The sequence below is a fragment of the Maridesulfovibrio frigidus DSM 17176 genome (assembly GCF_000711735.1).
Lineage (GTDB): Bacteria > Desulfobacterota > Desulfovibrionia > Desulfovibrionales > Desulfovibrionaceae > Maridesulfovibrio > Maridesulfovibrio frigidus.
The window spans coordinates 633,973-659,585 of record NZ_JONL01000002.1 but is presented as its reverse complement, the minus strand read 5'-3'; the positions used below and the strand labels follow the sequence as shown (position 1 = coordinate 659,585).

Annotated in this window: 24 protein-coding genes; 6 read left to right on the top strand and 18 right to left on the bottom strand. The window is 43.3% G+C overall.

All coding sequences use genetic code 11. The features are described 5' to 3' along the window. Positions 1–34 precede the first annotated feature (34 nt). The 3 genes from BR06_RS20935 to BR06_RS19675 all read right to left on the bottom strand — a co-directional run bounded on the left by BR06_RS20935 (position 35) and on the right by BR06_RS19675 (position 2,151). A complete protein-coding gene (locus tag BR06_RS20935) occupies positions 35–328 on the bottom strand; it encodes an RHS repeat-associated core domain-containing protein (RefSeq protein WP_084154050.1) in 294 nt (97 codons plus the stop codon). Beyond that, a complete protein-coding gene (locus tag BR06_RS0107275; protein WP_051676957.1) occupies positions 329–823 on the bottom strand; it encodes a hypothetical protein in 495 nt (164 codons plus the stop codon). A gap of 65 nt (positions 824–888) precedes the next feature. Further along, complete coding sequence (locus BR06_RS19675) at positions 889–2,151, bottom strand: RHS repeat domain-containing protein (protein WP_456085389.1); 1,263 nt, start codon at positions 2,149–2,151, stop codon at positions 889–891. A gap of 206 nt (positions 2,152–2,357) precedes the next feature. Between BR06_RS19675 and BR06_RS0107265 the strand changes: the two genes are divergently transcribed. Next, entirely contained in the window at positions 2,358–2,546 is a 189-nt protein-coding gene (locus BR06_RS0107265) for a hypothetical protein (protein ID WP_211252468.1), read from the top strand. Between the two features lie 116 nt (positions 2,547–2,662). Here the strand turns inward: BR06_RS0107265 and BR06_RS0107260 are convergent, their stop codons facing one another. The 7 genes from BR06_RS0107260 to BR06_RS0107230 all read right to left on the bottom strand — a co-directional run bounded on the left by BR06_RS0107260 (position 2,663) and on the right by BR06_RS0107230 (position 9,403). Further along, positions 2,663–3,997 carry an HD domain-containing protein gene (locus BR06_RS0107260; RefSeq protein ID WP_031481760.1) on the bottom strand — a complete coding sequence of 445 codons (1,335 nt, stop codon included), beginning with the start codon at positions 3,995–3,997 and terminating at the stop codon, positions 2,663–2,665. A gap of 81 nt (positions 3,998–4,078) precedes the next feature. Further along, positions 4,079–5,347, bottom strand: coding sequence for a dihydroorotase (locus BR06_RS0107255; RefSeq protein WP_031481758.1), 1,269 nt, complete (start codon positions 5,345–5,347; stop codon positions 4,079–4,081). An 11-nt stretch (positions 5,348–5,358) separates the two neighbouring features. Continuing rightward, positions 5,359–6,282 carry an aspartate carbamoyltransferase catalytic subunit gene (locus tag BR06_RS0107250; RefSeq protein ID WP_031481756.1) on the bottom strand — a complete coding sequence of 308 codons (924 nt, stop codon included), beginning with the start codon at positions 6,280–6,282 and terminating at the stop codon, positions 5,359–5,361. Between the two features lie 67 nt (positions 6,283–6,349). Continuing rightward, on the bottom strand, positions 6,350–7,489 hold the full coding sequence (locus tag BR06_RS0107245; protein ID WP_031481754.1) for an amidohydrolase family protein: 1,140 nt from the start codon (positions 7,487–7,489) through the stop codon (positions 6,350–6,352). A 50-nt stretch (positions 7,490–7,539) separates the two neighbouring features. Further along, positions 7,540–7,887 (bottom strand): hypothetical protein, encoded by a 348-nt coding sequence (locus tag BR06_RS0107240; RefSeq protein WP_031481752.1) that lies wholly within the window; start codon positions 7,885–7,887, stop codon positions 7,540–7,542. A 119-nt stretch (positions 7,888–8,006) separates the two neighbouring features. Then, positions 8,007–8,972: a signal peptide peptidase SppA gene (gene sppA / locus BR06_RS0107235; protein WP_031481750.1), complete on the bottom strand. Its 966-nt coding sequence runs from the start codon at positions 8,970–8,972 to the stop codon at positions 8,007–8,009. 176 nt (positions 8,973–9,148) lie between these two features. Then, a complete protein-coding gene (locus BR06_RS0107230) occupies positions 9,149–9,403 on the bottom strand; it encodes a hypothetical protein (protein ID WP_031481748.1) in 255 nt (84 codons plus the stop codon). A 1,050-nt stretch (positions 9,404–10,453) separates the two neighbouring features. Here BR06_RS0107230 and BR06_RS0107225 point away from each other — a divergent pair. Continuing rightward, entirely contained in the window at positions 10,454–10,900 is a 447-nt protein-coding gene (locus BR06_RS0107225; RefSeq protein WP_031481746.1) for an RHS repeat domain-containing protein, read from the top strand. 380 nt (positions 10,901–11,280) lie between these two features. Here the strand turns inward: BR06_RS0107225 and BR06_RS0107220 are convergent, their stop codons facing one another. From BR06_RS0107220 to chrA, 3 genes are read right to left on the bottom strand one after another with little or no spacing between them, the layout of a single operon-like run. Next, positions 11,281–12,201 (bottom strand): zinc dependent phospholipase C family protein, encoded by a 921-nt coding sequence (locus tag BR06_RS0107220; protein WP_031481744.1) that lies wholly within the window; start codon positions 12,199–12,201, stop codon positions 11,281–11,283. 51 nt (positions 12,202–12,252) lie between these two features. Beyond that, positions 12,253–13,638, bottom strand: coding sequence for a phospholipase D-like domain-containing protein (locus BR06_RS0107215; protein WP_031481742.1), 1,386 nt, complete (start codon positions 13,636–13,638; stop codon positions 12,253–12,255). Positions 13,639–13,659: 21 nt separating this feature from the next. Then, positions 13,660–14,835 carry a chromate efflux transporter gene (gene chrA / locus BR06_RS0107210; RefSeq protein ID WP_031481740.1) on the bottom strand — a complete coding sequence of 392 codons (1,176 nt, stop codon included), beginning with the start codon at positions 14,833–14,835 and terminating at the stop codon, positions 13,660–13,662. 186 nt (positions 14,836–15,021) lie between these two features. Between chrA and BR06_RS0107205 the strand changes: the two genes are divergently transcribed. From BR06_RS0107205 to BR06_RS0107195, 3 genes are read left to right on the top strand one after another with little or no spacing between them, the layout of a single operon-like run. Further along, entirely contained in the window at positions 15,022–16,185 is a 1,164-nt protein-coding gene (locus BR06_RS0107205; RefSeq protein WP_031481738.1) for a cyclic nucleotide-binding domain-containing protein, read from the top strand. Next, positions 16,185–16,961, top strand: coding sequence for a motility protein A (locus BR06_RS0107200; protein ID WP_031481736.1), 777 nt, complete (start codon positions 16,185–16,187; stop codon positions 16,959–16,961). Before BR06_RS0107205 ends, BR06_RS0107200 begins: the two co-directional genes overlap by 1 nt. An 18-nt stretch (positions 16,962–16,979) precedes the next feature. Continuing rightward, a complete protein-coding gene (locus BR06_RS0107195; protein ID WP_031481734.1) occupies positions 16,980–17,747 on the top strand; it encodes an OmpA family protein in 768 nt (255 codons plus the stop codon). 140 nt (positions 17,748–17,887) lie between these two features. On the opposite strand, the gene BR06_RS0107190 is transcribed toward BR06_RS0107195, so the two are convergent. The 4 genes from BR06_RS0107190 to BR06_RS0107175 form a co-directional block, all read right to left on the bottom strand. Further along, positions 17,888–18,886: a glycosyltransferase family 2 protein gene (locus BR06_RS0107190; RefSeq protein ID WP_156952674.1), complete on the bottom strand. Its 999-nt coding sequence runs from the start codon at positions 18,884–18,886 to the stop codon at positions 17,888–17,890. Continuing rightward, positions 18,886–19,752 (bottom strand): ChbG/HpnK family deacetylase, encoded by an 867-nt coding sequence (locus tag BR06_RS0107185; RefSeq protein WP_031481730.1) that lies wholly within the window; start codon positions 19,750–19,752, stop codon positions 18,886–18,888. The genes BR06_RS0107190 and BR06_RS0107185 overlap by 1 nt, the downstream gene beginning before the upstream one ends. 80 nt (positions 19,753–19,832) lie before the next feature. Continuing rightward, a complete protein-coding gene (locus BR06_RS0107180; protein ID WP_031481728.1) occupies positions 19,833–20,048 on the bottom strand; it encodes a flagellar biosynthesis anti-sigma factor FlgM in 216 nt (71 codons plus the stop codon). A gap of 261 nt (positions 20,049–20,309) precedes the next feature. After that, positions 20,310–21,323: a glycosyltransferase family 4 protein gene (locus BR06_RS0107175; protein ID WP_031481726.1), complete on the bottom strand. Its 1,014-nt coding sequence runs from the start codon at positions 21,321–21,323 to the stop codon at positions 20,310–20,312. A 310-nt stretch (positions 21,324–21,633) separates the two neighbouring features. Here BR06_RS0107175 and BR06_RS0107170 point away from each other — a divergent pair, with 310 nt between their 5' ends. Further along, entirely contained in the window at positions 21,634–22,266 is a 633-nt protein-coding gene (locus BR06_RS0107170; protein WP_031481724.1) for a LysE family transporter, read from the top strand. A 319-nt stretch (positions 22,267–22,585) separates the two neighbouring features. Here the strand turns inward: BR06_RS0107170 and BR06_RS0107165 are convergent, their stop codons facing one another. Beyond that, positions 22,586–25,471 (bottom strand): insulinase family protein, encoded by a 2,886-nt coding sequence (locus BR06_RS0107165; protein WP_031481722.1) that lies wholly within the window; start codon positions 25,469–25,471, stop codon positions 22,586–22,588. Positions 25,472–25,613 lie beyond the last annotated feature (142 nt).

The following is a 25,613-nucleotide window of genomic DNA, read 5'->3' as shown; positions in this document are numbered from 1 at the left end:
CCATGGATTGAACATGGATACCCGAGTCTGCAATTTAAGTAGCCATGGATTGAACATGGATACTCAGGGTCTTGCGATCACTCTGATTAACTTGGTATGATATTATAAATAGTGTGTCAATGGCTATTCTGAAAAAAGTTACAAAGAATCTGCAAATAATCGGATCATTCAAGCAATAACCACAAACGTCTACATCCCCGCCAGCTAAACCTATAGGGTCGGGAGTTATGAGCCTCCCGATGGCAGGATCATATTCACGATATCCGAAGTGAATCAGACCCGTATCATGATCTGCGAGACCATCTGCGAATCCTACACAGGTGTCCAGTTAGTTCATTAAAGCAGGCTCAACTGTGCATATAATAGATCCAGAATATTTGCGAAAAGAAGTTAGCGGCTTGACAACTTCTAGCACCAAAACTAAACCGTCTTCTGCCTCGTGAAAAGGTAAATTGAATGTTAATAAAATTGCTGAAAGAGGGCCTTCGCGAGAGGCGGAATAGTGAGATGCGTTTGAAGGGGAATACGTGACCCCCTCTTTTAAGATCTTTCCCCCGGATGTAAATTTGTACTTTAACGTATTCTTTTCAGAAAAAAAGCATTTTTTGTCATTTTTTGGTATTGATATTATAAGATCATACTCTGTACGGTACTTAAAAATAATAGGTATCAGTAACCGCTCACCCTTTTTGGAAACATCAAAAGGGCTTTCGAAAATACTCTTATAATATTGATCTGACACAAAGTGTGCTTGAAAAAAATTAGTATAATAAATAGGATAGATAACTATCAACACTAAGATTATAACCGCAAAACGTTTCATATTTCCTCAAATCTGAGGGAGAGGAAATATGTCCTCCCCCTCATTGTGGTTTCAAGTTTTAATTATTAATTGTTTTTTAACCGTTCACACTCCTCACCCATAGCTTCAGTATAGTTTTGGCAGTTTGTTCCCACTTCTCTATATTTACCTTTTTTATACTTTCCAGTTTTTTCGATGTTTTTCTCTGCCTGACGCATGGTAGCATCGTCATAATGAGGTCCTATAGGAGTATCTTTCCCCTTTTCGTCATGAGTAATTCCTTTTTTTGAAAATCCTGAATTAGTTTCTTCATTTTTACTTTCATCAGCCTTGTCATACTTTATATACTCATGTTTAAGCTTTACATTACCCTTATCCATTAGCCTATCGACCGCATCAGGAAATGCTCCCGCAAGGCGGCCAAGAGGTGTTGTTGTCTGTAAAACCTTCTTAAGAATTTTGCCACTTGGTTCATCTAAAAATTCAAGTCCTTTTAATCTTCTTTCGTGAACTTGCGCCAACCCAACCCGATCTATAAAGTTAATCGGGTCATCTAAACAATATCCATATATATCAATATCCCCACCAGCTAAACCGATAGGATCAGGAGTTATAAATCTACCGATGGCAGGATCATATTCACGATAGCCGAAATGAATAAGCCCCGTATCTTTATCGTGCAGTCCCGCAGCAAATCCCAAGTATAAATCATGATCGGGATTGCTGTTTTGAATCCTTCTACCGAAAGATCCATATAGGACTTCCTGTAAACTATTTCCTGCCATGTCGGCAACAGTAAAAATACTACCGAGCTGATCAGTTGCTAGCAAGTAAATTTCATCATCCTTCTGCATTGCAATGGGGTCACCATCTTCGCCGTATTGAAAACGGGTCGTGCCTGTCGAATCCTCAACCGCAGCCAGAGTGGTCAAAGCTGTCCACTGATAACGCTGGTAAAGCTTGTTGTTTATCAGTTTTTCGGTGCGCAATCCGTTTTCATCAAAACGATATTCGATGAGCGACCCGTTCGGTAATATAACTTCACAAAGCTGTCCTGTGGTTAGATAGTTGTAACGAGTAATCTGTCCTGACTCATTTTTTTCAACCAAATCGCCATCACCATTGTAGCGGTATGTTGTAGTTCCCGCCTGAACAAGCTGTCCAATCTGGTTGTAGGTGTAGTTACTAAACTTTCCACTCGTGACATGGGATTGAGTGCGCTGACCCTGATTGTTATAAGCATATACTTCAACAGCCTTGCCGGAGTAGTAGGTAGTAGTGAGCCTACCTTCGGAGTCATATTTATACATGATGTTCGTGCTGGTTTTCTGTGGACTCGAAAGTCTTATCTACGATTCTCCCTGTTTCATCGCGTTCAGTTGCCAGCGCCGCAAATACTTCATTTGTTTCTGTTAATAGATTTTTTGATTTAAATATCTTTTTACTGTATTTGCTATTGCTTTATTTAGTGTAATTCTTATTAGTATATCTCTGAACTAATTGAACCATAAAAAGAGAGGTGTTTATGAAAGCTGCTAGAATATTCGGAAATCTAATGTCAGATTCTACTGATGAGCAGTACCCTGAAGTTGCCTACTGCGATGACTGCTTTGAACTCATGATGAAAAATGAGGAAGATTCTGGAATCGTAGGAGAGGTAAATTACGAGGATCATCATGGCGATGAGTGTCAGAGATGCGGTAAAACTGTAGAGGAGGAGCGTGCCGAGCAGGAAGGAAAATAAGTCATTTAATCTAAATGACTTATTTTCCATCTTGCAGGAATTGTAAAATCGTAAAACAAAAAAGCCCGAATCGATGAATCGATTCGGGCTTTTTAAATGGCTTGTTTAAGCAGTGACTAGCGAAGCTTTTCTTTGTCAGCGTGATCCTGAACAAATTCGATAGCTTCTTCCATTGTGGAAACATCACCTGAAATCTGCGCTGTGAGCAGAGCTTCGCGGATGATACCGACAACAGGTCCGGGGTTGAGTCCGGTGTGCTGCATGATCTCATTACCATTGAGGAATGGATCGAGAGCTTCTGCTGGAATATCAGCACGTTCAAGCATTTTGATGTTGTGGTTGAACTCTTTGTATTGAGTTCCGCGCGCTTTAATATCTGCACGAACCATCTCGATGAGACGTGGATATTCATCAATTGCTTTGAATTTCCTGATACCCTTATCAGTCAGCATGAACTGGAAGCGCATGTGGTTGCGGACAAGCTCGCAAATGAGATCCACATCTTCCTGCGGGAAGTTCAAGCGGCTGAGGATCTTGCGAGTAACTTTTGCGCCCACACGATGGTGCTGTAGGAACTGCCATTCGCCTTCAACTTCTTCCGCTGTGAATAGTTTACCTACATCATGGAACAGACATGCTGCCACTCCGAACCAGTCATAAGGAAGTTCTTCAGGATAGTGGCGCATTACATCAAGAGTGTGATTGAATACGGTTTCAGTTTCACCAGTCTTGCTGTTTTTTACCTGTGTGAAGCGTGAAAGAGCTGCAACTTCGGGAATAAGTCCGTGTAGAATCATTGTTTCAAATAGCAGGGATATGAATGTGTACATATTCTCTGCTTCAACTTTGCGCCATTCATCCATGATTTCAGGGATTGGAACATAGTCGAGAATGCGTTTAGACGCTCTGATGATAGCAGCTTTGGTATTGCTTTCAATGGGGAGGTTGTAGTTCGCGGCAAACCGCAAAGCTTTAATTCCCATGAGGTAATCTTTTTTGAGAGTCTGATCAGGAATTCCGAGGAAGCAAACCTGTCCAGTGCTAAGCTCAGCAAACCCTTCGTAAGGGTCTCTTGCTTTAGGGATATAAGGGCAAGCCGCAGACATAGGAATTTCATTCTGCTTTTCCAGAGCCTTAAGCAGTCTTGGAGTCATGCGAGAAACGCACTCTTCCGGATGTGATGAATTGCTGGAGTCTGATGTATAGAAGTTGAAAGTTGTTTCTCCTTCTTTCAAAATCGCAGTAATATCGTCTGTTTCTGCTGATTGAACATTAGGGAAAAGCTTGCTCAGTCCCTTGAAATCAAGTTCAGTTGAAATATCGAGGGCTATTTCTTTACCTTTATCATCGATGGTAAGCTTCTGGAGCCTTTCGCTGATAATGTAAGCGTCATAGCCGTTACGCATAATGGTTTTACAAATTCCAACCGCATCTTTAAAGGGTTCGCTCATAGTGTCTCCTTAAGGCGAAATATATTTAAATCTTTAATCGTTAGCCTAGTTTGCAGGGTTTCCCACTGTCTTGTCATGGTGTCATACTATTTTTTTGCCGCCAAGGAAATGACTTATCACCCGTCCTTTCAGGGTTTGACCTATGAAAGGAGTGTTTTTACCTTTAGAATGCATAGTTTCGGGTGAAAGAATCCATTCTTCGTCAGGGGCGAACAGGAAGAAATCCGCTACATCCCCTTTGTTAAAGCCATTTAACGGCAGTCCGAATGTTTCGCACGGTGCGGTGGTCCACATCCTTATAAAATCATCAAAAGTAAGTTTGTTCTCTGCAACTAGCGACCATGACAGTGACAGAGCTGAATCAAGCCCTGATATTCCGCAAGGGGCAACCATGAATTCGACTTCCTTTTCATGTGCTGCGTGGGGAGCATGGTCAGTCGCGAACATATCAATGATACCTTCGCGGATAGCTTGCAGTAGAGCTTCCACATCATCAGCGGTGCGAAGGGGCGGGTTCACCTTGGTATTGGTTCCGTATCCTTCTACTGCTTCTTCGGTGAGGAGCAGGTAGTGCGGGCATGTTTCAGCTGTGACCTTTACTCCGCGTTTCTTAGCCCATGCGATAAGGTCCACAGATTTACGGCAGGAAATGTGCGCAAGGTGAATATGAATATCGAGATATTCAGCTAGGAGTAGATCTCGCGCAACTTGAGTCGCTTCCGCAACATCAGGCTGCCCCGCTAGTCCTAGAAGTGAAGAAACCGCGCCTTCATTCATGCCTGCGCCAATTTCTAAATATGGATCTTTGCAATGATCGATAACAGGTAATCCTGTATCTGAAGCGTATTCTAATGCTCTGCGGAAAAGTTCGGTGTTCTCTACTGGCAAGCCGTCATTTGAAAAGGCAACACAACCAGTGTCCGCAAGTTCATACATGGGGGAAAGTTCTTTGCCTTCGAGCTTTTTGGTAAGCGCTCCGATGGGGAAGAGACGTGGGCCGTCAGGGAATTCTGCCCGTGCTCTATGTAGCATTTGATCGGTGATAACAGCGTTGTCGTTCACAGGATCAGTATTAGCCATACACATGATGTTGGAAAAACCGCCGTGTACAGCTGCGTTTAGGCCGGAAGCTATGTCTTCTTTATATTCGAAACCCGGTTCCCTAAGATGTGTATGAACATCTGTGAGACTGGGCATGAGCAGGTATCCTCTTGCAGCAACAACTTCAGCACCTTCGTACATGGTATCTGACGAAGGAAGAATGTCTTGTATTTTACCATCCGCAACGAGGAGATCTACCTCTTCTCCTTTCCATATCGCTTTGCGAACAACCAGTTCAGGATTGGTCATAGTCATGCTCCTTATTTCTTGCGAGTGAGATAGAGGTAAAGAAGAGCCATCCGAACAGCTACACCGCTTGCAACCTGATCAAGCACAAGGCTTGCTGTTGAATCCGCCAATGCTGAATCAATTTCAACTCCGCGGTTCATCGGTCCGGGGTGTAGTATCTTTACATCAGGAGAAGCTAGTTCCACTTGTCTGGGGCCAAGCCCGAAGTAGCGTGAATATTCACGAACATTTGGAAGAAGTCCGGCTTGTTGTCTTTCAAGCTGAAGACGCAGACACATGATAGCATCAACGCCTTTGGACGCTTGGTTTACGTCGGTAAAAACTTCTACAGGCCAGCTTTTAATGTTTGGTGGAAGCAGAGTTCTAGGTGCGCAAAATCTAACTTTTGCGCCCATCATGGTAAGCAGCAGGACGTTTGAACGGGCTACGCGGCTATGGGCGATATCTCCGAGGATAAGAATGGTTTTACCTTCTACGGAACCCCATTCTTGATGAAATGTGAATCCGTCGAGTAGTGCCTGAGTAGGGTGGGCATGTCTGCCGTCACCAGCATTGATCACGCTGCAATCAAGCCGTTCAGCCATAAAAGCTGCGGCTCCGCTGGCCCAATGCCTGATGACGATACCATCAATGTTCATGGCTTCTAAGGTCAGGGCTGTATCCTTGAGAGTCTCTCCTTTGGTTAAGCTGCTGGAGCTTTTCGCAAGGGAGAATGTATCACAGGAAAGTCTTTTGCCGGCCATGTCGAAAGACGTTTTAGTTCTCGTACTCGGTTCAGCAAAAAAAAGGACCACGCTGCGGCCTTTTAGGGTTGGTACTTTTTTTACCGGGCGCGAATTAATCTCTTGGAAGTATGTCGCTGTTTCATAGATATGAGCCACATCTTCTTTCGAGAGTTGTGTGATGTCTAACAGGTCTTTGTGTCGCCACTCCATAAGCTGTCCTCTGCATGCGCCTTTTATTTAAAGCGAGATTAGTGGTTTGCCGTTTATAACGGAGTTATTAAAATAAAAGGTCTTCAAGGCTGGCAGGGACAATCGCAAAGACTGGCCTTTTACCTGCTTCAAGAGATCCGTAAAATTTGTCTATCATCAGCGCTTTAGCTGAATTCTTAGTGATCATGGATAAAGCTTGTTGCGCTGAGATGTTAATCTCAATCCTTTTCAGCATATATTCCAATTCATTCCACATATTAAGATCGTGGTTGGAAGCTATGCTGTCAGTGCCTAAACATGTGTTAACGCCTGAATTAATGATCTTTTCCCACGGAGCTTGTCCTTCTCCAATAAAATCATTGCTTCGTGGACACAGGCAGACGTTCGTTCCGGTGTCTGCTAAAATTTTAATATCATTTTCAGAAACTCGAACGCAATGAACCGCAAGCGTAGATTTGTCAAGAATTTCTAGTGAGTGGGCGTATTCAACAGGGGATAGTCCATTGCTTCCGCATTCAGCTAAAAGTCCTGCGCCCTTCAGCATTTCTGCAAAAGGTCCAGTTCCATGAGCGATTATCTCGTCTTCTTCTTCATTCTCGGCCAAATGAATTGAGAACGGCAAATTTGCCGCAGAATCGGCTTTTTTCAATGCACGAATCATTTTAGCATGTGTGGAGTAGAGAGCGTGTCCTGCTCCTGCGTTTCTGCCAAGTGGATAAGTCTTGCTTGGGAAAAATGATGCGCCTTCTTTTGGAATCTGCTGACCGATGGCTTCGCAGAATCCGTAAAAACCAATACCTGATTCATCTATAAGCTCAGCAATTCGCGAGCAATTATTGGTGGAAATATCAGCGCAAAAGGACGTTCCACTTTCAAGCATACTCGCTAGAGCCTTGCGGATCAGTTCTTCCTGTATATCGTAGGTAGCGTTGCTAAGCAGTGATATAACCCACGGCATGAACCCTTGGCCTTGTACTGTTTTACCTTCGATATGTGAAAGTTCGAGATGCACGTGTGCATTGATCAGTCCAGGAACAATAGTAACATCACCGAGGTCTGCAACGTCTGCGGGAGCACTGTCTTTTAAGTCAGACCATGTTCCCGTTTCGAGGATCTCGGTTCCGTTGTGGATGAGAGCAAAGTCTTCGATAAGACCTGCTCCATCTTGGAGGGTGACGGCTCTAGCCGCTCTAATGCATTTGTTCATAGGCAAAAAAATAACCGGGCCATGCGGCCCGGTATGTAATTTATAATCTCTTATGGGTTTTCGAAAAAGATATAACTAGTGGAGTAGTCACTGAACTCGAAGTATACCTTTTTTTCGCCGGGATCTTTTATACCATTAAAGTTGGCATCGAGGATTCCGTATCCGAAACGGTAAGGTCGATCTACTTTACCTGTGGTTCCAGTTGCGGTGGATAATTTATCAATTTTAATAAATTTCTTAACGACTTTTCCGCCTGAATAGATTTCAAGAACTCCGTTAACACCTGTCCAGTTCTGGATAGATCTACCGATTTTATTCTGCGAATCTTGAGTACAACCTACAAATAGAGCAAGTGACGCAAGGATAACCATTGTGAGTATTGTCTTAGTAATGTTCATAATCTACCTCCTGAGGGCGTGCTGACGCAATATACGGCAAGCTGGAAGTTCATACATCTTTTTAGCGCGAAAGCAAAGCTTAGCGGCTCATATTCGGCGCATTAAAACTCGTTATTATGCTACTGGGCAGCGGGATACCAAAGGAAATGAAAGCCTGCTTTCGGGGGCATCAAGTATCCGGCATCTATATTAATAAGAGCTGGTGCGCTTACTTGAGATGACGCTGAATTGTATAAAGTGTCATTTGGGTAAGTTTTGCGTTTGTAAGTAATTACTTTGGAATCGTTTGAAATTCCCGCAAGTTCACATGCTTTAGCAACTGCATCAGGAATATATCCGATGCTGTCCACTAGGCCTGCTTTTACTGCTCCGTCAGCACTGAAAATCTGGGCAGTGGATATTTGATCCATGTTTGCTTTGGTAATTGTCCGGTGTTTTTGTACCAGAGTTTTAAACCTATTAGCATAGTTTGTAATAATAGAATCGATAATAGCTTTCTGCTCAGGGGTGTCCGGCTTAAATGGGAAGCCCATATCTTTGTTACGTCCAGACTTGGATACTTCAATTGAAACTCCGATCTTATCCATCAGGCCGTCAATTTTAGGACGGATGAAGATAACACCAATGGACCCAGTTAAGGTTGTCGGGTGCGCCATGATTTCATCAGCAGGCAAACTTACATAATACCCACCGGAAGCAGCCACATCCATCATAGAAACGACGATTTTTGCACCAGTCTTTTTCTTGAACATCATCAGTTCATTATAAAGGATGTCGCTGGCTGTAACAGAACCGCCTGGAGAATTAATTTTAAGTACGAGAGCTTTGATGTCTTGATCTTTTTCTGCAAGCTTCAGACGCGCTGAGACTTCTTGCACTAGACTTGGACGGGCTGCGAATAGCCCCTTCTTAGGTTGGTCTGAAATAGTCCCATCAATTGATATCACTAGAACTTTATCGCTGGCCTCGCCTTGAATGGTCTTTTCAATTAGAGGGTCCGTTCCGTCGGGAAACAGACTCATTCTTGGCTGACAACCGCAAATCATAGCCGTTGCCAATAGAAGAAAAAGGAATATTTTTTTCATTTAAAGTACGCTCCATATTTTTGTTCAAAATAGCAGAAGGAGGTTCTTTTAGCAAAGAAAGTGTGTGTAAATAAAAGCTGAAATGAGTTCGGCCCCTTGGAACATAATTCCAAGAGGCCGACTATGAGAGGGGCAAGTTTAAAATATTTTAAGCAGGAGCTTTAAATACTTAATGATTAAGACATACGAGCGAGTTGACGCTTGTATTCTGGTGAAATGTTGAGTTTTTCAATGTTGCGAAGATCTACAAGGCTACTTCTCATTCTGGCCCGATCATGCTGGCCGTTGCGGATGGAGAGAGCTGTCCACACTGGAAGCCAAAGACCGAAAGTTGCAAGAGTTACTATAGCGTGAAGGTTGTGATTTACATTGCTTCCGCTACGAGCGTGGCGCACAGCGATCCATGACTTGAGAGTTCTTAAAATATGCATGCTTATATCCTTAAAAAAAATTGGTTAGTTTTGTGTTACCCACAAATCCCACCTATGCCCGGTCTTACTGCAAGTCAACAGTAATCAATGTAATAGTTTAAAAAGTGTAGTAAATTTTGTTCAGTTTAGTTTTTATAACTTAAACATCTGATTTATAACCTTATAATATAATGTTTTATTGCACTAAATGTGTGTAAGCAACATTTTCGGAGACGTTGATTTGTTAATCAGTGCATTGAGAGAAGTGTTTGCTTCGTTATCTGAACCATACGCATGTTTACAATATTGAACAAAAATATGGAGACTTAAATGTCCGGTATAATGGTATTTATTTTTTAAATAAAGAAAGAGTTAGCAAAATTGTAAAAGGGAAGATACGGGTTTGAACGGTCCAGATGATCGGGCAATCATGATCCTCTTCTGTGTGTTTGATTGTAACAGTGGTTACGGCAATGCAGTAGTGTTGTATGTCTACTGTAGTAGTTTGCTAAGTTGCATTGATTTGTGGAAAGTTACAGTAGGTATAGAGAAGGACTCCATTAAAAGTATCAGAGGGATATTTCTGGAAGGCATTAGAGAATAATAGTCGCAATTATAACGAATGCTGTGAATTGTAGAATGGTTTTTATTAATAAATAAGAATCATATTCTTAATAAAAAGGAGTTTTTTATAAATGGGGTGGACAAAAAAGTCTAACGGCAAGGCTTAATCGTCTAATTTTTTGAACTGCTCTTTCATAAAAAGACTGTATAAGCTGTTTATTAATTATTAAAATATTTTGAGCTTAAGTAAGTTCCGTGCGGGGAGCAGAATTTCTTGACCGCAGCAATTTCGTTTTATCAATTTATTACACATTTTTCACAGCCGGACCTAACTCGGCTGTTTCAGGTCCGGCCTAGCGATTATCCTAAAAGTTGAATGGAGAAAAACGAATCGGGAAAAATTGCTCGTTACAACTACTTAACAACGGGACAGCTTTGTGAAGTCATCTTGCCGAATGGATATGTCATCAAATATCGTTTTGATGAAAATGGATTGCGCACCGAAAATTGATAAACGACAAGCTTTACCCGCGCTATCAGTGGATATATTTAACCACTCTTGTAGCGATTGAGGATTCCACAGGCACTACCTGTTTTCAACATTACGAGGATGCCGACCCGATTGCCATGGCAAAAGGCGACGATGTTTACTTGCTATCGACTGATCATCTGGGCAGTATTTTTACTGTTGCCGACATGGCAGGAAATAGTTTGCAGGAAGCTCTATATGGCTATTTCGGTAGAAGGATTCAAAACAGCTCTCCTGATTATGATTTATATTTAGGTTTTGCCGCTGGTTTGCACGATAAAGATACGGGCCTCATCCACTTCGGATACCGTGAATATGATCCAGTCATCGGCAGATTCATAACTCCCGATCTAATCGGTTATGCTGGCGGGGATGTGGATGTTTATGGATATTGTATTGAGGATGCGATTAACTTTATAAATTAGAAGGGGTTAGCGGGTGAAAGTGAGCCCGATAAAAAGGGGGCTCATTAAAGTTATTCTATCACTGGCCGTCATAAACCTACTCAAAAAAACTCATCAGTATCCCCAATCCTAGGCATACTAATCCGATCCGAATAGAAATACATCCCCTTGCATGTGTAACCCTGCAAACCTCGGAGTTCTTCTAACTTAGCCCTCTGCGAGCTAGTCAAAGTCTTAGCAACATCAGCAAAAGTAGTGGCGTATAGGTAAATCAATTCACCATTAAAGCTCCCTTACTGCTCAGATAGGCGTAGTATGGCGCTGTCTTGCCTACTGAGAAGATCGCGAATCTTCTTAGCCAGAGCAGATAGTGAGGTTGCGGTTGTTTGGAGTGTTAATATTTACGAGAGTGGCCGCAGATGCTTGATATGCGTCCCCTTAAGTAGGCAATCTACCCCATCACACTTCGGAAGTTCAGTAATAATCTGGTCTAATTCGAATCTTGGCATAAAGGGAAGGGGTCCTTTCATGGTGTGCCGCCAATCGTTATCAGCTTTGGCTAGGGCTAGATGTTCACTGCCGATGGGGTCAAATTGCAGCGCGGTCGCTTTGTGTGGATCGTGAAGCAGGTTCACTACCAATCTATATGAATAGTCCATGATGGATTGTAGATATTCAGCCTGAAAAGCGGGAATCACTTTCTTGGAAAAGTTTAAGGATGCGTTAACGGACTTATGCTCCATCATTCCTATGGTCTTGTGGAACACGCCCTTTTTAAGGAAGAATGTCAGCTTTTGTGAATCCATATATTCGCGGAGATTTAAATCCGCATCCTGATTCGCGTGCTTAAAAAGGGTCGCCGCTTGTTGTACTGACCAATTAGCCTGATCATCCGCTAGTAGCTCAATATATACATGGCTCAGCTTACCGCCCGAGGGGGCCTGCTTCATAAGGTTGGGCACGTAGTAATTGTGCGCTATAATGTCTGCCGCTAGGTGTGATAGATAGCCAAGTGCGAAGGCTTGCAGATGCGGATCTTTGGCTGAATCTAATAGGGCGAAACCTGTTTGCCAGTTATGGCTGTGCTTTTTCTTGGCCTTACTGCCTTTGCCTATAAAAATATCAGCGCTCAGGCATCCGTAAAGAAATATAGCTGAATTCGCCATGAGTAGCCTTGCAATTGCCCCAGGCAAAAGCTCAGGCCGCGCAAGGATAGCATTGCCGATGGCCATGTGAATTCCCGGCCCCCACGCAAAGCAGGTGTCGGGAGTAAGCGCAATCATGGCTGTTGCTATAGTTATGATCCGAACTAGTTGTGTCATATTCCTTTGGGTCTTATTTAATATCTTGAGATTCAGCTACTACAATATACTTTAGAGAAGTGGAGCCATGAGTCTAGCTAATCCTTCGACTGTATCTCTCGCCAGTCCTACGGGTTCGACGCCTTGGGTTCCTTCATTCATGAGTCCTTCGACCCAGTCATGTACAGGCATTATATCCGCTTTGGAATATGCAAACATTACTATTTCATAATTCAGGAATAAACTCCGCATATCCATATTTGCAGAGCCTACAACCGCAAGCCTGTCATCAACTACAACGACTTTAGCATGCATCATGTGTGGATATTTCATAATCTTGCCGCCACATTCCGCCAGCTCACGTAAATGAGTACCGCGCGCAAGGTCTGCGATTTTGTGATTTGAATTACCGGGAACGAGAACTCGCACATCCACTCCGCGCTGGGCAGCAAGTCTGAGGGCCTGAGCCAAAGCTTCATCCGGTACATAGTAAGGAGTTACGATCCAGAGTTTTTTTTCAGCAGTGTACGCAGCTGTGAGCAGAGCGTCATGAACCGGGTCCATCGGTACGTCAGGGCCGGATGGAACCACCTGCATAACTCCTTCCCCGCTAATAGCGGAACCCGCGGCACATGGAGGAATTATATTAATGGTTTCGCCCGACGCGAACTGCCAGTCAGACTGAAAAACTTCTAAATAGTGGCGCACAGCAGGGCCTTTAAGCACGAAGGATAGATCCACCCAGCGGTCTTCAAAGGCGGTGGGGCCGATGTATTCTTTTGCGATATTTGTTCCGCCGGCAAGCACTGTTTTCTGGTCGGCAATGGCTATTTTACGATGGTTACGTAAGTTTGCGCGGCCGTGGAAAGGAGCTCTGAAAAGTGGCATGAAGTAAGCAACTTTTCCCCCGTTATCGAGGATTGGAGCGAGAAATTTTTTCGAGGTGAAGAATGACCCAATGTCATCAAGTAATAAGCGGACAGTCACTCCGTTAGCGGCTTTTATAGCAAGCTTATTGACTATGTCCTGTCCGACTTCATCGCGGGAAAGTATGAATGTGGTGATCAGAATTTGGTGCTCGGCTGATTCAATGAGATCTACCAGTTCGGTATATGTTTCAACTCCATCATGGCAGAGGCGAACTTCATTACCGCTAGTTGCACCGGGAATATCGTATTCACGTAAAAGAGAATCAATGGGGTCGGCATCTTTTCTAGGGATAGTTTCCTGGCCAACAAGATGGATGTCTTGTTTGGTATGCGCGTCCCGTTTAAGCTTGCGTCCGCCGAATGCCAGATAGAGAGGCACTCCTAAGTACGGCGCGAAAATGATAGCCATTAGCCACGCAAATGCCGCAGAGGAAGTTCTTTGCTTACGCAATATCGACATAACAAGGATTGCGGCAAGCAGAAAACCACCAACGATAGCTATGTGCCCAAAAAATAAATTCCATTCCATAATGATTTAAAATCCTTTAATTTAAAGAAGCATTCCGAAGATAAGTGAAAGCACGGCACATCCGGGTACGACCAGAACTATGTTTACACCACGTCTTAAAAGTATGAAAGCTGTGATCAGTATAAATATATCTGAAAATTGCGGTTTAATAGTCAGCAGAAATTGGCCGGACATGGCCGCCATAAGCCCGACGAGTGTGATCAAACTTCCGAAGAGAGCCCGTTGCAGCAACGCTGATGAACGAAGTTTGTCGTAAAAAGGCGCGACAAGATTGATAATAATAAATGAGGGCGCAAAAATTGAAATTGTCGCAATTGTTGCGCCTGCGATGCCTTTGAAAATATATCCGATAAAAGCCGCAGTCATAACAACTGGGCCGGGAGTTATCTGGCCAAGGGCAATTCCGTCCATAAATACAGATTGAGATACCCATTGATGAATATGCACCACTTCATGGAGCATAATGGGTAACGAGACATATCCACCGCCGAAAGCAAAAAGGTCAACTTTAACCATTGTAAAAACGAGCGGGAAATAAGTGTTACTAGTGATATAGAGCACTGCTAGGGTGGTCAGCAGTCCCGCAACTAACATTAACGGTCCCTTGAGGCTGGTTGTTACATTGGATTGTTTTCTGGGAGGGCAGCCTGTGATGTCGGTGAAAATAAAGATTGAGGCTATACACATTATGACTAGGATCATGATGGGATTGCCCTGAAAAGCCAGCCAGCAACCGACTATGAAAGCCATAATTTTAGCTGATATTCTACCTAAATATTGCACAGAAAAATTAATCGCAGCGTGTGCAATAAGGGCTGTTACTACTGCTTTAAGTCCTCCGAACATGGATTCGATTACAGAAATATTATCGAAATATATATATGCTGCGGATAGCGCACAAATCATGGTGAACGCTGGAAGAGCAAATCCTAGATATGCGAAAAAAGAGCCTGCCAGCCCTCTAGTGCATAACCCTGCCCACGCCGCCACCTGCATTGCTGTCGCCCCCGGTACAATTTGCGCCAGCGCAGTTCCCGCGGAAAATTCTTCTTCGGCCATCCATCCTTTACGGTCAACAACTTCGACCCGGATATAGGGAATCATGGCCGGTCCGCCGAAAGCTGTAAGGCCAAGTTTAAAAAATGTAATGAAAATTGAAATAAAAGAGACTTTGGGAATTGATTTGTTTTCAGTCATAGGTGGGAATTTGTTATAATATTGTTCTTTATATTAAACTGAGATATATATAGCTAGAAACCATGAATCTATTGTGGCAGAATAGGTTTGTTTGTCAAATGGAGTTGATGAATATTTAGTGATTAGACATGGTAAATTTTTATTATTTTAGCCCCTTTTCCGGGGGCATTACTTGGGGAGTTATCAATGGGGGCCAGTAGTCCGAACATCAAATCCTTTTTTAAAGGTCAGGAGATTTTTAAAGAAGGTCAGGAAAGCTCCGTTGCGTATATGATCAAGAAGGGCGCTGTAAATATTTATAAAGTTCTTAATAATGAAAAAATAATATTAGCAAGGCTTGGAGAGGGTGAAATATTTGGAGAAATGGGGATAATATCTAAGGGATCTCGCACAGCAAATGCAGAAGCCGCTGAATATTGTGATCTCGTAATTCTCACCGACCAAATCATTCTGAAACTTCTCGATCAGTGTCCTAAAACAATCCAGTACATGATTCGCCTGTTTGTAAAACGGTTGGCGCGTACTGGTGATATGATCTCCGCCAAAGGGCATCGCAGTAATTTTACATCCATTTGTAGAATAATGGACCTTGTTTATCAAAACCACATGAGCATGCCTCGTGATAAGGCCAAGAAAGAGAGAAATCATGATCTTGGTCTTGAATATAATAAGCTATGCAAAGCCATTAGAGGCATCATTCTGGTTTCGCAAGGTGAGATTGACACAGTTATCAGTAAACTTAAAAGCCTTAGAATTGTTGAAATAAGTGACATCCGCACCGGACGGGCATTCCCGGACAGATTTTTACAGATTACTGATCCGATCACTTTTCTGGAAGTGACGAACAACTTATTTAAAGAACTGCAAAAAACAGCCTACACCTCGACATCAGAACTTCAGACCGTTGATATATATGAAATAGCCGAAATGCTTAATAGTGATGCGAAGGTTATCTACAAAAAAATAGGTAACGAAGATTTTCCGGAAACGATGTTCTTGTTTGATCGTTTAAAAGTCAGTGAATGGGCGGCAGATAAGGAACCGGGCTACTTCAGTAAGGTTAAGAAAAAGAAGAAAAGTTTAGCAGACCTCGAAGAGATCGAAGATATTGTCTTTGTTGATAATGCGACTCTCAAAGAAGTATTTACCCGTTTAGGCTACCATAAACTTGGTATTCTGATGGGTATTGCGGAAGATGATGCGCGGAAGAAAATTGTGCATAATCTCGCTAAGAAAATTGCTCGCATTGTTGAGGATGAAATTCGCGGCAATGTTGATGAGGCCGAGGCTGAAGATGTAGTAAATGAGATGTTTGAATTGGTCAGGGACATAAAGGGAGGCAATAAGTAGTGAATATTGCAACCTTAATAGGTATTTTCTTCGGAATAGCTATACTGGCCGTTGCAACCTATACGTCTACTGATTCTGTCGGGGTTTTCATTAATATTCCCGGGATTGCTATCGTGGGCGGCGGAACTATCGCAGCTACTTTTATTTGCTATCCACTTCGCGAAGTTATGCGCGTTTTAAAAGTATTTATGATGGCTATGGGCGCTGATGAGTTGCCTCTTGAAAACTACATCAAAGTTATTGTGAACCTTTCCAAGCAGGTTGCAGCTAAGGGTGAAGATGATCTTGAGGGCAGTCTGAAGAATATCGAGAACGAATTTTTGCGCGAAGGGTTGCAGATGCTTGTGGACGGTTATTCTAAAGAGGAGATCAAAGAGATTCTCGATAACCGAATTCAGCAATATCACGAGCAGGAGCATGGCGCAGCCGGAATTTACCGAACCATGGCAGTTCTATCTCCCGCATTCGGGATTATTGGAACTCTTATTGGTCTTATCGCTATGATGCAGGGAATGGGAACTGATATCAGCTCAATAGGGCCGGCAATGGCAACGGCTTTGACTACAACTCTCTACGGTGCTTTGTTTGCCAATATGCTCTTTATGCCTATCGCAATTAAGGTTGAAAACAGAATTGACGAAATCACACTTCTTATGCGGGTAATCCGTGACGGCATTCTCTTTATAAAAGATAAAACACCGTCAGCAATCGTTATGGACAAGCTCAAAGGCTATCTGCCTCCACGTAAGTGGGCGACAGTAAAAGCTTCCAAGTAAATAGGGGCGGGGAGAGTAATGTCTGACGATTTCGTACTGAAGAAAAAGAGCAAAGATAACAATGATCTCGGCTGGGCGTTAACGCTGGCTGATATGATGATGTTACTTTTGTGCTTTTTTGTAATGTTAATCGGTATCGCTGACATTGACGAAAGCAAATATGAAAATGTGTCCGATTCTTTAGCAAGTGCTATGGGCGTTAAAATTCCACCTAAAGGTGAGTCTCAGGTTAAATCTGAAACAGTAGAAGATGCACCTGTTGCACGCAGAACAATCAGCCGTGAACAGAGAAATCTTTTTGCAATGCAACTCGAAATGTCCCGTCTAGTAGGTAAAGAAACTGACGCTCTGAAAATTAAACTCAGGGCCGATTCTGTAGCCATAGTGCTCAAGGGTGATGTGTTTTTTGGGCTGGGTAAGGCAGACTTAACTAGCCGAGCCAGCAAGGTACTCGCTAGAATTGCTCCGACTCTTGCCAAATCTCCTTACGATATAGTTGTGGAAGGCCATTCAGATAATATACCTATGAGTTCCAAACAGTTCCCCTCAAACTGGGAGCTTTCTTCCGCGAGAGCAAGTGCCGTCGCAAGATTTCTGATTACGAACGGCTTCGATAAAAGCAGACTGACAGTTCAAGGCTTGGCAGACACAAGCCCCATGTGGCCCAATATGGACGAAAACGGCAGGGTTATTCCTGGCAATCAACGACGCAATCGGCGTGTAACTCTTTTGATATATCCACCAAAGAAGGCGGCTGAAAAACCGTCCGAATCAATTTTCAATTAAAAAAAGGCCGGGTTTTCCAAATAGGAAAACCCGGCCTTTTTGTTTCATGAGAACTAATTTACTCAAACGTCTTTTCAAACCCCTCTCTCTATAAAGCTCGTTCAGCCTTAAAAGCTGTTAGCGGGATTTTTCTCAAATATCTATTTATTGTCAGTATCTTTAGGAATCTCCGCAATACCCTGTGAAACAACCTCACGTATTTGATAGGTTTTAGTACCCATCACTGCTTCGTAAGTATTCGCTAGAGACTCGAGGATAAATCCTGTGGACATAAATCCGAGAGAGCTGAGGTATAAGAGGATCGCGCCCATGAATGGGGGGCGTGTTCCCATGTGTATGCCAAAGAAAACTTTGCCGTACAGCAACCATACCATGATGAGAGACGCTACCATAAACATAAGCAGGCTGATGCGCCCGAAAAGGTAGATAGGCCTTTGTTTGAAAGAAGATTGGAACCAGAGCATGACGATATCAAATAGCACGTCAATGGAGCGACCTATTCCGTAATGGCTTTTCCCAGCAAAGCGGGGAGGAGCAGAGATAGGTACTTCTGTCACTGATCCGCCCATGGTGTATACCAGAGCCGGAATCAGTCTGTGCTGCCCTTCGCGAAGAGTCATGGAGCGGGCAAGTTTACCTTTAAGACAGGAAAGTCCACCCATGTCCTGAACCTGACATCCGCTTGTGGTTCGCATAAGGTAGTTTGCTATCTTGCTAGGCAGTTTACGCTTAATCATGGATTCGCCGCGGTTGGTTCTGCGTCCAGATACGAGGTCACATCCTTTGCGAATTTCTTCGATAAGTGACGGAATTTCTTCTGGTTTATGCTGAAGATCTCCGTCCATAATTACGACGTACTTTCCTAGGCTTTCTTGAATGCCTGCGTAAATTGCGGTGCATTGCCCTCTGTTGCGGGCTAGCATTATACCTTTCAGGTTAGGATCGTTAAGGGATAATTCACGGATGATATCTTCGGTGCAATCGGTAGAACCGTCGTTTACTAACAAAATTTCGTAAGTGGTATTCATTGCGCTGAGGGCGGCGGTCATCCTAGTATGAAATTCTCTTACGCAACCTTCTTCGTTGTGCATTGGAGTCACGATACTGATTTCGATTTCCTGCATTGCATTCTTCGGCATTATTTAAGTACTCCGGTTCTAGGATCAAGTTGCCCGTAATTTACAGGTATTGCTCCGATGTTTTCAAATATTTTAAGCCATCCCTTTTGAGATAGCGAGTTAAGTTCTTCTTTCCACTGATATTCAACGCGCATGGGGCCGAAATCTGAGGGCAGGGGGCCGTCCCCTTTTTCCGGTTCACCGGGGTGACATACGATTTCAACAATTTTCGGTCTATAAGTATCAACGTACTTTTCAAAAAGTAGCGGATCCAGTTGATCTTTCTGGTCAGCTATTCCCCACACTGAGCAAGGTGTGCGTGGATCATCAAATGATTTGCTTCCATAAAGGCATGTCTTTAAGAAACGAGTGCGCAGCATTCCTTTATCTAAACGGCTGATAGACGTTTTCTCTGCTGGCTTTCGAATCCAGCCGACACCGTACTTCCGGGCAAGCTTTCCGGCAAGTCCAAAGAGTCCCGGCCATGCGTGGATATGTTTTTCACTGTCAAAATGGGTAAGGCGTACCTTGTGATCAAGTAGATATTCAATTTGCGCGGACCATTCAGCTTCAACTTCGGTGAGCTTAATTTGTCCCGTCAGGTAGCGCACAAGGAGAGAGGTGTAGTTTCCGAACATAAGACCGTCATCGTCAACGAGACTTGGAATATGATCGGGATTGGATATGGGTTTACCGCGCAGCAAGTTAAGGTGCGCTCCCAGTCCAAGTGAGGGATGAGTGTCTTGGAGCAGAACAGATTCCGATAAATCAGGTCCGTTAGCCAGCATGGTAGAAGACGTAACGACTCCTGCACTAGCTAAGGTGTCTACTGCGCGTCGCACAGCAGGGTGCAGTCCTAGATCATCCACATTGATTACAACAAACATTATACCTCCGGTTTCAGAAGGCGACAGTCTAAATCTATGTGGGACGAAGGTAAAGCTTTGCGTGCTAAAAGTGTATATTGTTAAGCGCTTTTGCTCTTGAGCCGGCCTTTGACAAGGCTTATGGCAATTTCTCCGATGGTTGGTCTATATGTTCCGGCCCGAATTTGCTCTTTTAAGCTCTGAACCATTTTTCTCCGTTCCGCCACATCTTCCTTATGCATAGAAGAGTCTTCTTTTTCGGATGAGAAGCCGCAGGCTGCCCGAAAATTATCTCCATATATATTGTCAAAACTCATAATCCCCTCCAGGGGTGGTCAATATTTATAACGGCATTGAGTGGCCGTAAGAATGTCTTGTATTCTTACTATCGGACGGTTTGATCAGATATTTAGCCATTAAATTAAATAAAATTTAACTTATAACACGTCTGTAAATATCTAAAAAAAAAGGAGTTATTTTTTTATGAGAGGTTTGTTGATTAAGCTGAAAGGCGGAAGTAGCTGGTAATTTTGATTTTATTAAATACCGTTTTTTACAAAAAAATATTTAGAAAAATATTAATAAGGCTTCTTGGGGATAATCGTTTCAATTCTCGCAAGCATCTTGTCGGCAAGGGGAGCTAAACTGAAACGGTCAACGACAGTTTTACGGGCCTCTTTTGCCATTTTGCACCGTAAATCCGGGTCAACAGTAAGCAGATTTACATATTTTCCCCATTCGCTCTGCTCTTTAATAAGAAAGCCGTTTATGCCGTGCTCAATAATTTCTCTGTTGAAACCTACATCAGAGGCGAGTGGGACTGCTCCGCATGCCATATACTGTAATATTTTAAACCCGCATTTTCCTCTGGTGTACTCGTCATCGGTAAGGGGCATAAGCCCTACGTCCATCTTTTGAAGCTGCTGGACTTCAGCCTCTCCGGACCACTTTTCAAAATCGGCCAGGTCGGCAATGCTTGGAGGTAGAGGTTTGTCGGAGACAACATAAAGGTTAGGCTCTCTCATCTTATCTGCAAGCTCCTTAAACACTTCAGGGAGGAAAAAGAGGTTGCAGGAGGTTCCCATCCAGCCAACGATTATTTTTTTATTCTCTAGTCGGGACTCAGAAGGAACGTATTTATCTGTATCAAGAGGTGTTGGAATAATTTCAATATTGGGATTGAAGCTCTTTATCCGATCCCGAAGATAGTTATTTCCGGCGATCACAAGATCAACCTTGCTGCAAATGTTTTCAAGCAGGGCCGCGTCTCGTTTTTCCGACTTATCGCGCCTCGGTCCGGCCGATGAACTCGGGTGAGAAGTCCATAAGGCATCGTCAAAATCGAATACAAGAGCTAGCGATCTATTTTTAAGTATAGATAGCTGAAATCCTGTGAGTAATTTTTTTTGAATGATTATGACTGTACCCTTAGGGATACTCAGAAAAAAAGCTATTCTCTTGTGAAAAGCTTTAGGAATTCGTTTCCAATCTGCTGTATGGCCTTGCTGCCTTGCACGCTCTACAAAAGGAAGCACGCGAAAGCGGACACTCGGAAGATCAGGGCCTGATTGGGTCAGAAACAAAATATTCAAATTTAAAAATTCCTTTTTACTACTTTTAGACAATCAGAGAAGTTCACTCTATTTTAATAAAAATCGTGATTCGGAAAAATGTAAGATTCAGAAAATTGCGCAATTCAGAAACAACTGTTTTGCAAATTAAGCAGGTGAACTGAAATCTTGCCAGAAGCCCACTACCTTTTGTATAGGAGGCAGGCAAACAGTTTATACCTATACAATATGATTGCTTTGCTTGGATGCGCAGTTTTACAAAGTTGTCTGACTAAATCAACCAAAACCCAATTCAAAATCTAGCCTATTTGTAACGAACAGAGATAATATAATGAATGCTGATGCTTTAGGATATATGGCCGCAGGGGCTGCTTTAGGACTTGGCGCAGGGATGACTCCCGGACCGTTGTTGACGCTTGTACTTAGTCAAACCTTGTCACACGGATTCAAAGAGGGTGCGAAGGTAGCATTTGCACCGCTTCTTACCGATCTGCCCATACTATTGATGTCAATATTAGCCATGTCGTGGATGAAGGCCCATCCTTCTATGATGGGTGTTATTTCCATCGTTGGGGCAATAGTTGTTGCTCTTTTCGGCTACGACTGTTTTAAGACCCGCGCGATAAATTTGCCGGGAATGAATATTAAGCCAGGATCGCTTAAGAAAGGGGTTCTAGCAAATTACATGAATCCGCATGTTTATATATTCTGGGCAACTGTAGGCGCACCCACTGTACTTGCCTCAAGCGATTCAGGAATGCTCGCACCGATATTATTTCTTTTAGGATTTTATGTTTGCATCATTGGTTCAAAGATATCAGTTGCATATTTAGCCGGTAAATTCCGTTCTTTGTTGTCTAGCCGCACATATTTGATAATTATGCGTGTGCTTGGACTAGCTCTTTTCACTTTCGCATTATTTTTATTGCGGGATGGATTGCGGTTTTTGGGGTTTATTAATTAAGAGGTCGTAGTTGGTATGCCTCCGGCGGCTTAGGAACCTTTTTGAAAAAAGGGTCCTAAGAACCTCCAAAAACTTTTAGTTGGAAGATAATGTAAATGGGGAACGGGCGATTATGTTTATTGGGTTCGGACCTTTTTGAGAGACCCTTCCAAAATAAGTTAAATTCAAGACACAACGTAAAATGGCGGAACTGCATACAGCAGTTCCGCCATTTCTTTATGATCTTCTAACTAAAAGTTTTTGGGAAAGGGGAGTCCAAAGGGGGAAAGCCCTTTTTCCAAAAAGGGTTTCCCCCTTTGGCCGCCGGAGGCACAAAAAACTATAAAACGTCGACTAACTTCAAATCTAAATCAGATTCTTCCATGGCTTTTCTGCTACCGAGAACCACAACATCTCCGTGGTCTGCAACGGACTGCGCTGCTTCGGCAAATAGGTGGAAATCATTTTCACTGGTTGCGAGCACTTGTTCGCGCAGTTCCTGTCTGAACTCTGCACTTTCCCCACTTAAATGGCGAACCATTGAGGTGTATCCTTTAGAATCTGGGAGCATGTAGGTATCAATATCTCCAACTCCGCCTAATACTGCTTTTTCAAGCTCATCGTTATTTAGCTCAATTTTTCTGAGATAGTCGCTAACCCCGTCATATGTGTCTAATGTGCGGGTCAAATTTGGGTCGCGGTAGGAAACGAAGCTGAGATTTCCGGCTGTGCGGTCGAACATGGAGAACGATCCGTAAGCTCCGCCCTGTACGCGGACTTTATCCCAGAGGTAGCCTGTGCGTAAGTATTTGCTGACAACCTGTGCGGCCCCGGAATACTTGTAACCGTGCTCGTAGACGTTAGCCCCTTTAGCAACGTAATTGACCTGCGCCGGGATGCATAGTCCTTCCATTTTTTCGTATTGCAGGCGATTGCGTTTGGCTGTGGTTGCGGTTCCGGTTAGGAGGCCGGAAGATAGTGCGCTTAGATCTGAGCTTATAGCGTTGTATGCTTTTCCGTCCAGAGTGACGTTGGTAAGCAAATTCGCCTGATTCAGTATTGTTGCGCGAATCTCTTCGAGGTCTGCAACAACTGACGCGAAATCATTCTCTACCCGATCAGCCAGTTCTCTTAAGAATAGCAGATTGGATATACCGCTCATCTGTTCGTTGATGAATCCTGCTTCACTAAATCTTGCTTTCATGCGGACGGCAGCAATCATGTGGCCAGATGGGATGAGCTGTTGCTCCATGCGGGCTTTTGATTCCAGTACGATTTGGCGAACGCGTTCGCGATTATCGAGATTTGCTTCAAGGATAAGCTCGCTGAGTATTTCTAGCAAATCGCCAGTTCTTTCTGCTGTTGCCTTGGCACGGAGAACAAAGCGGGAGAAAGTTTCATCTGTGCCATGTTTTGTGGCAACAATTGAAGCTGGTGAAATTCCGCCAGTCTTGGCCGCCATGCGTCTGGTCATGGTTACGAAATCGGTAGATTTTGTACCTGTTTGCAGAAGGGTGCGCCCGAATACGGGGAGGTAAGGCAGTAATCTATCTGGTAAGCCAGAGAAATCAAAAGCTAAATCCATGTATAAGATGCCGTTAGTGTCTAGCTCGTGATAAAGCAGTTCGCCTTTTTTCTCGGAGACAATTTCAATGCCTTCTTTAGCCAGATCTGCAACTTTTAAGCGTGGGATAGAATCTAAGGCTTCAGGAGAGTCTGGAGCTTCTTGCTCTTTCTGTAATTCGTCAGCTTTATTAACAACGGCTTTGAATTCGTCATCGCTCATGGCCGCGCGTGCTTTTTCGAGCTGAACTTCTTCGCGTTTTTCTCTGTCTGGTCCGACCTGAGTGTCAGGAGTCATCAGAACGGTGGAGCGGTAATTGTTGCCTATGAAATGTTTTTGAATAAGTTCTTCGAAGATCTTCTCACCGTTTGCGAGTCTAGCTTTGAGATCCGCAATTGGCTTTTCGTAGCGGACATGCTCGAGTGGATCAGCGTCGTACAACCATGAAGTCATGGCTGTGATCATTACAGATAGACCGCGTGGGTATGAACCTGTGTTGTTTTCGCGAAGATCAAACTCAATAGTATTGAGAGCCGCTTCAATGTCTTCTTTGTCAATTCCATTTTTTATGAGGTCGCTGAATGTGGAGAAGATTAGCTTTTCAATCTTTGGTGCGTCCGCCGCTTCAATACCTTTCAAGCCTGTCGAAAAGTAAAGTTGGCGTAGTTCATTTTCAAGACCGACTCCGGCAAGGTCTTCGCCAAGTTCGGAATCATTTAAAGCCTTGCGTAGTGGTGATGAAGGCAGTCCGATAAGGACTTCCTCTAAAATTTCAAGCTCAAGATCAATGCGAGCGTCGCGTTCATGACCTAGGCCGAAGTTTAAGGTGAACATGGCTTTCTGGTCGCCATCATCGGACGCGGCGTATTTTTCTTCCACAACAACTGGTTTGTCGAAAGGTTTTTGAATTCCAATCTCTGATTGTGGATCAATCTTTTCAAACTGGTCAAAGTATTCGCCAAGCATTTTTAACCGGTGGGAAGGGTCATCATCACCATAGAAAAAGGCGTATGAGTTGGAAGGGTGGTAGTATTTTCCATGGAAATTCATGAAATCTTCGAAAGTTAAATTTGGTATAACTTCGGGGTTACCGCCTGAATCCAGACCATAAGTGATGTCCGGGAAAAGTGAATGCTGTGTGTGTTCATATAAAAGGCTGTCCGGTGAGGAGTACGCTCCCTTCATTTCGTTAAAGACGACACCTTTATAGGTGAGTTTACCGTCCTCTTCAGGAACGTAATGCCAGCCTTCCTGCATCAAAGTATTTGGAGTGAGATTTGGGAAGAAAACTGCATCAAGGTAAACACCTACCAAGTTTCGGAAGTCCTGCTCGTTGGGGCTTGCAACAGGGTATACGGTCTTATCAGGGTAGGTCATGGCGTTAAGGAAAGTTTGCAGCGAGCATTTAAGCAATTCTACAAAAGGTTCCTTCACAGGATATTTGCGCGATCCACAAAGAACTGAGTGTTCAAGAATATGGGGAAGCCCTGTGCTGTCTGCCGGAGGAGTTCGGAAACTGATTCCGAAAGTCTTGTTTTCATCTCCATTAATTACAGAAAGAACTCTGCCGCCTGTTTTTTCATGTTCGTATATAACGACCTCGCCGTTAAGCTCAGTCAGAGTCTCGCGAGATATTTCATTGAATCCATAAAGATTGGTCATTAAGTATTCTCCGTTTTTTTAGTAGGATGAAATTACATAAAATAAAATTTGAAAGCAATAGCTGATGTTACTTATAGTGTTATTCTGAGTTCCATATAATCAGCTAGTTATGGTATTAATGAGAAAGATTACTATTAATGTT

Bases quoted from the DNA above. Each gene is read 5' to 3' on its own strand.
- BR06_RS0107220 (WP_031481744.1), bottom strand. From the start codon at position 12,201: ATGACACAACTAGTTCGGATCATAACTATAGCAACAGCCATGATTGCG.
- BR06_RS0107185 (WP_031481730.1), bottom strand. From the start codon at position 19,752: ATGTTTGTTGTAATCAATGTGGATGATCTAGGACTGCACCCTGCTGTG.
- BR06_RS0107250 (WP_031481756.1), bottom strand. From the start codon at position 6,282: ATGGAGTGGCGACACAAAGACCTGTTAGACATCACACAACTCTCGAAA.
- BR06_RS0107215 (WP_031481742.1), bottom strand. From the start codon at position 13,638: ATGGAATGGAATTTATTTTTTGGGCACATAGCTATCGTTGGTGGTTTT.
- BR06_RS0107205 (WP_031481738.1), top strand. From the start codon at position 15,022: ATGGGGGCCAGTAGTCCGAACATCAAATCCTTTTTTAAAGGTCAGGAG.
- BR06_RS0107165 (WP_031481722.1), bottom strand. From the start codon at position 25,471: ATGACCAATCTTTATGGATTCAATGAAATATCTCGCGAGACTCTGACT.
- BR06_RS0107275 (WP_051676957.1), bottom strand. From the start codon at position 823: ATGAAACGTTTTGCGGTTATAATCTTAGTGTTGATAGTTATCTATCCT.
- BR06_RS0107190 (WP_156952674.1), bottom strand. From the start codon at position 18,886: ATGCCGAAGAATGCAATGCAGGAAATCGAAATCAGTATCGTGACTCCA.
- BR06_RS0107195 (WP_031481734.1), top strand. From the start codon at position 16,980: ATGTCTGACGATTTCGTACTGAAGAAAAAGAGCAAAGATAACAATGAT.
- BR06_RS0107170 (WP_031481724.1), top strand. From the start codon at position 21,634: ATGAATGCTGATGCTTTAGGATATATGGCCGCAGGGGCTGCTTTAGGA.
- BR06_RS0107245 (WP_031481754.1), bottom strand. From the start codon at position 7,489: ATGAACAAATGCATTAGAGCGGCTAGAGCCGTCACCCTCCAAGATGGA.
- chrA (WP_031481740.1), bottom strand. From the start codon at position 14,835: ATGACTGAAAACAAATCAATTCCCAAAGTCTCTTTTATTTCAATTTTC.
- BR06_RS0107265 (WP_211252468.1), top strand. From the start codon at position 2,358: ATGTCAGATTCTACTGATGAGCAGTACCCTGAAGTTGCCTACTGCGAT.
- sppA (WP_031481750.1), bottom strand. From the start codon at position 8,972: ATGAAAAAAATATTCCTTTTTCTTCTATTGGCAACGGCTATGATTTGC.
- BR06_RS0107180 (WP_031481728.1), bottom strand. From the start codon at position 20,048: ATGAGTTTTGACAATATATATGGAGATAATTTTCGGGCAGCCTGCGGC.
- BR06_RS0107255 (WP_031481758.1), bottom strand. From the start codon at position 5,347: ATGACCAATCCTGAACTGGTTGTTCGCAAAGCGATATGGAAAGGAGAA.
- BR06_RS0107240 (WP_031481752.1), bottom strand. From the start codon at position 7,887: ATGAACATTACTAAGACAATACTCACAATGGTTATCCTTGCGTCACTT.
- BR06_RS0107260 (WP_031481760.1), bottom strand. From the start codon at position 3,997: ATGAGCGAACCCTTTAAAGATGCGGTTGGAATTTGTAAAACCATTATG.
- BR06_RS0107230 (WP_031481748.1), bottom strand. From the start codon at position 9,403: ATGCATATTTTAAGAACTCTCAAGTCATGGATCGCTGTGCGCCACGCT.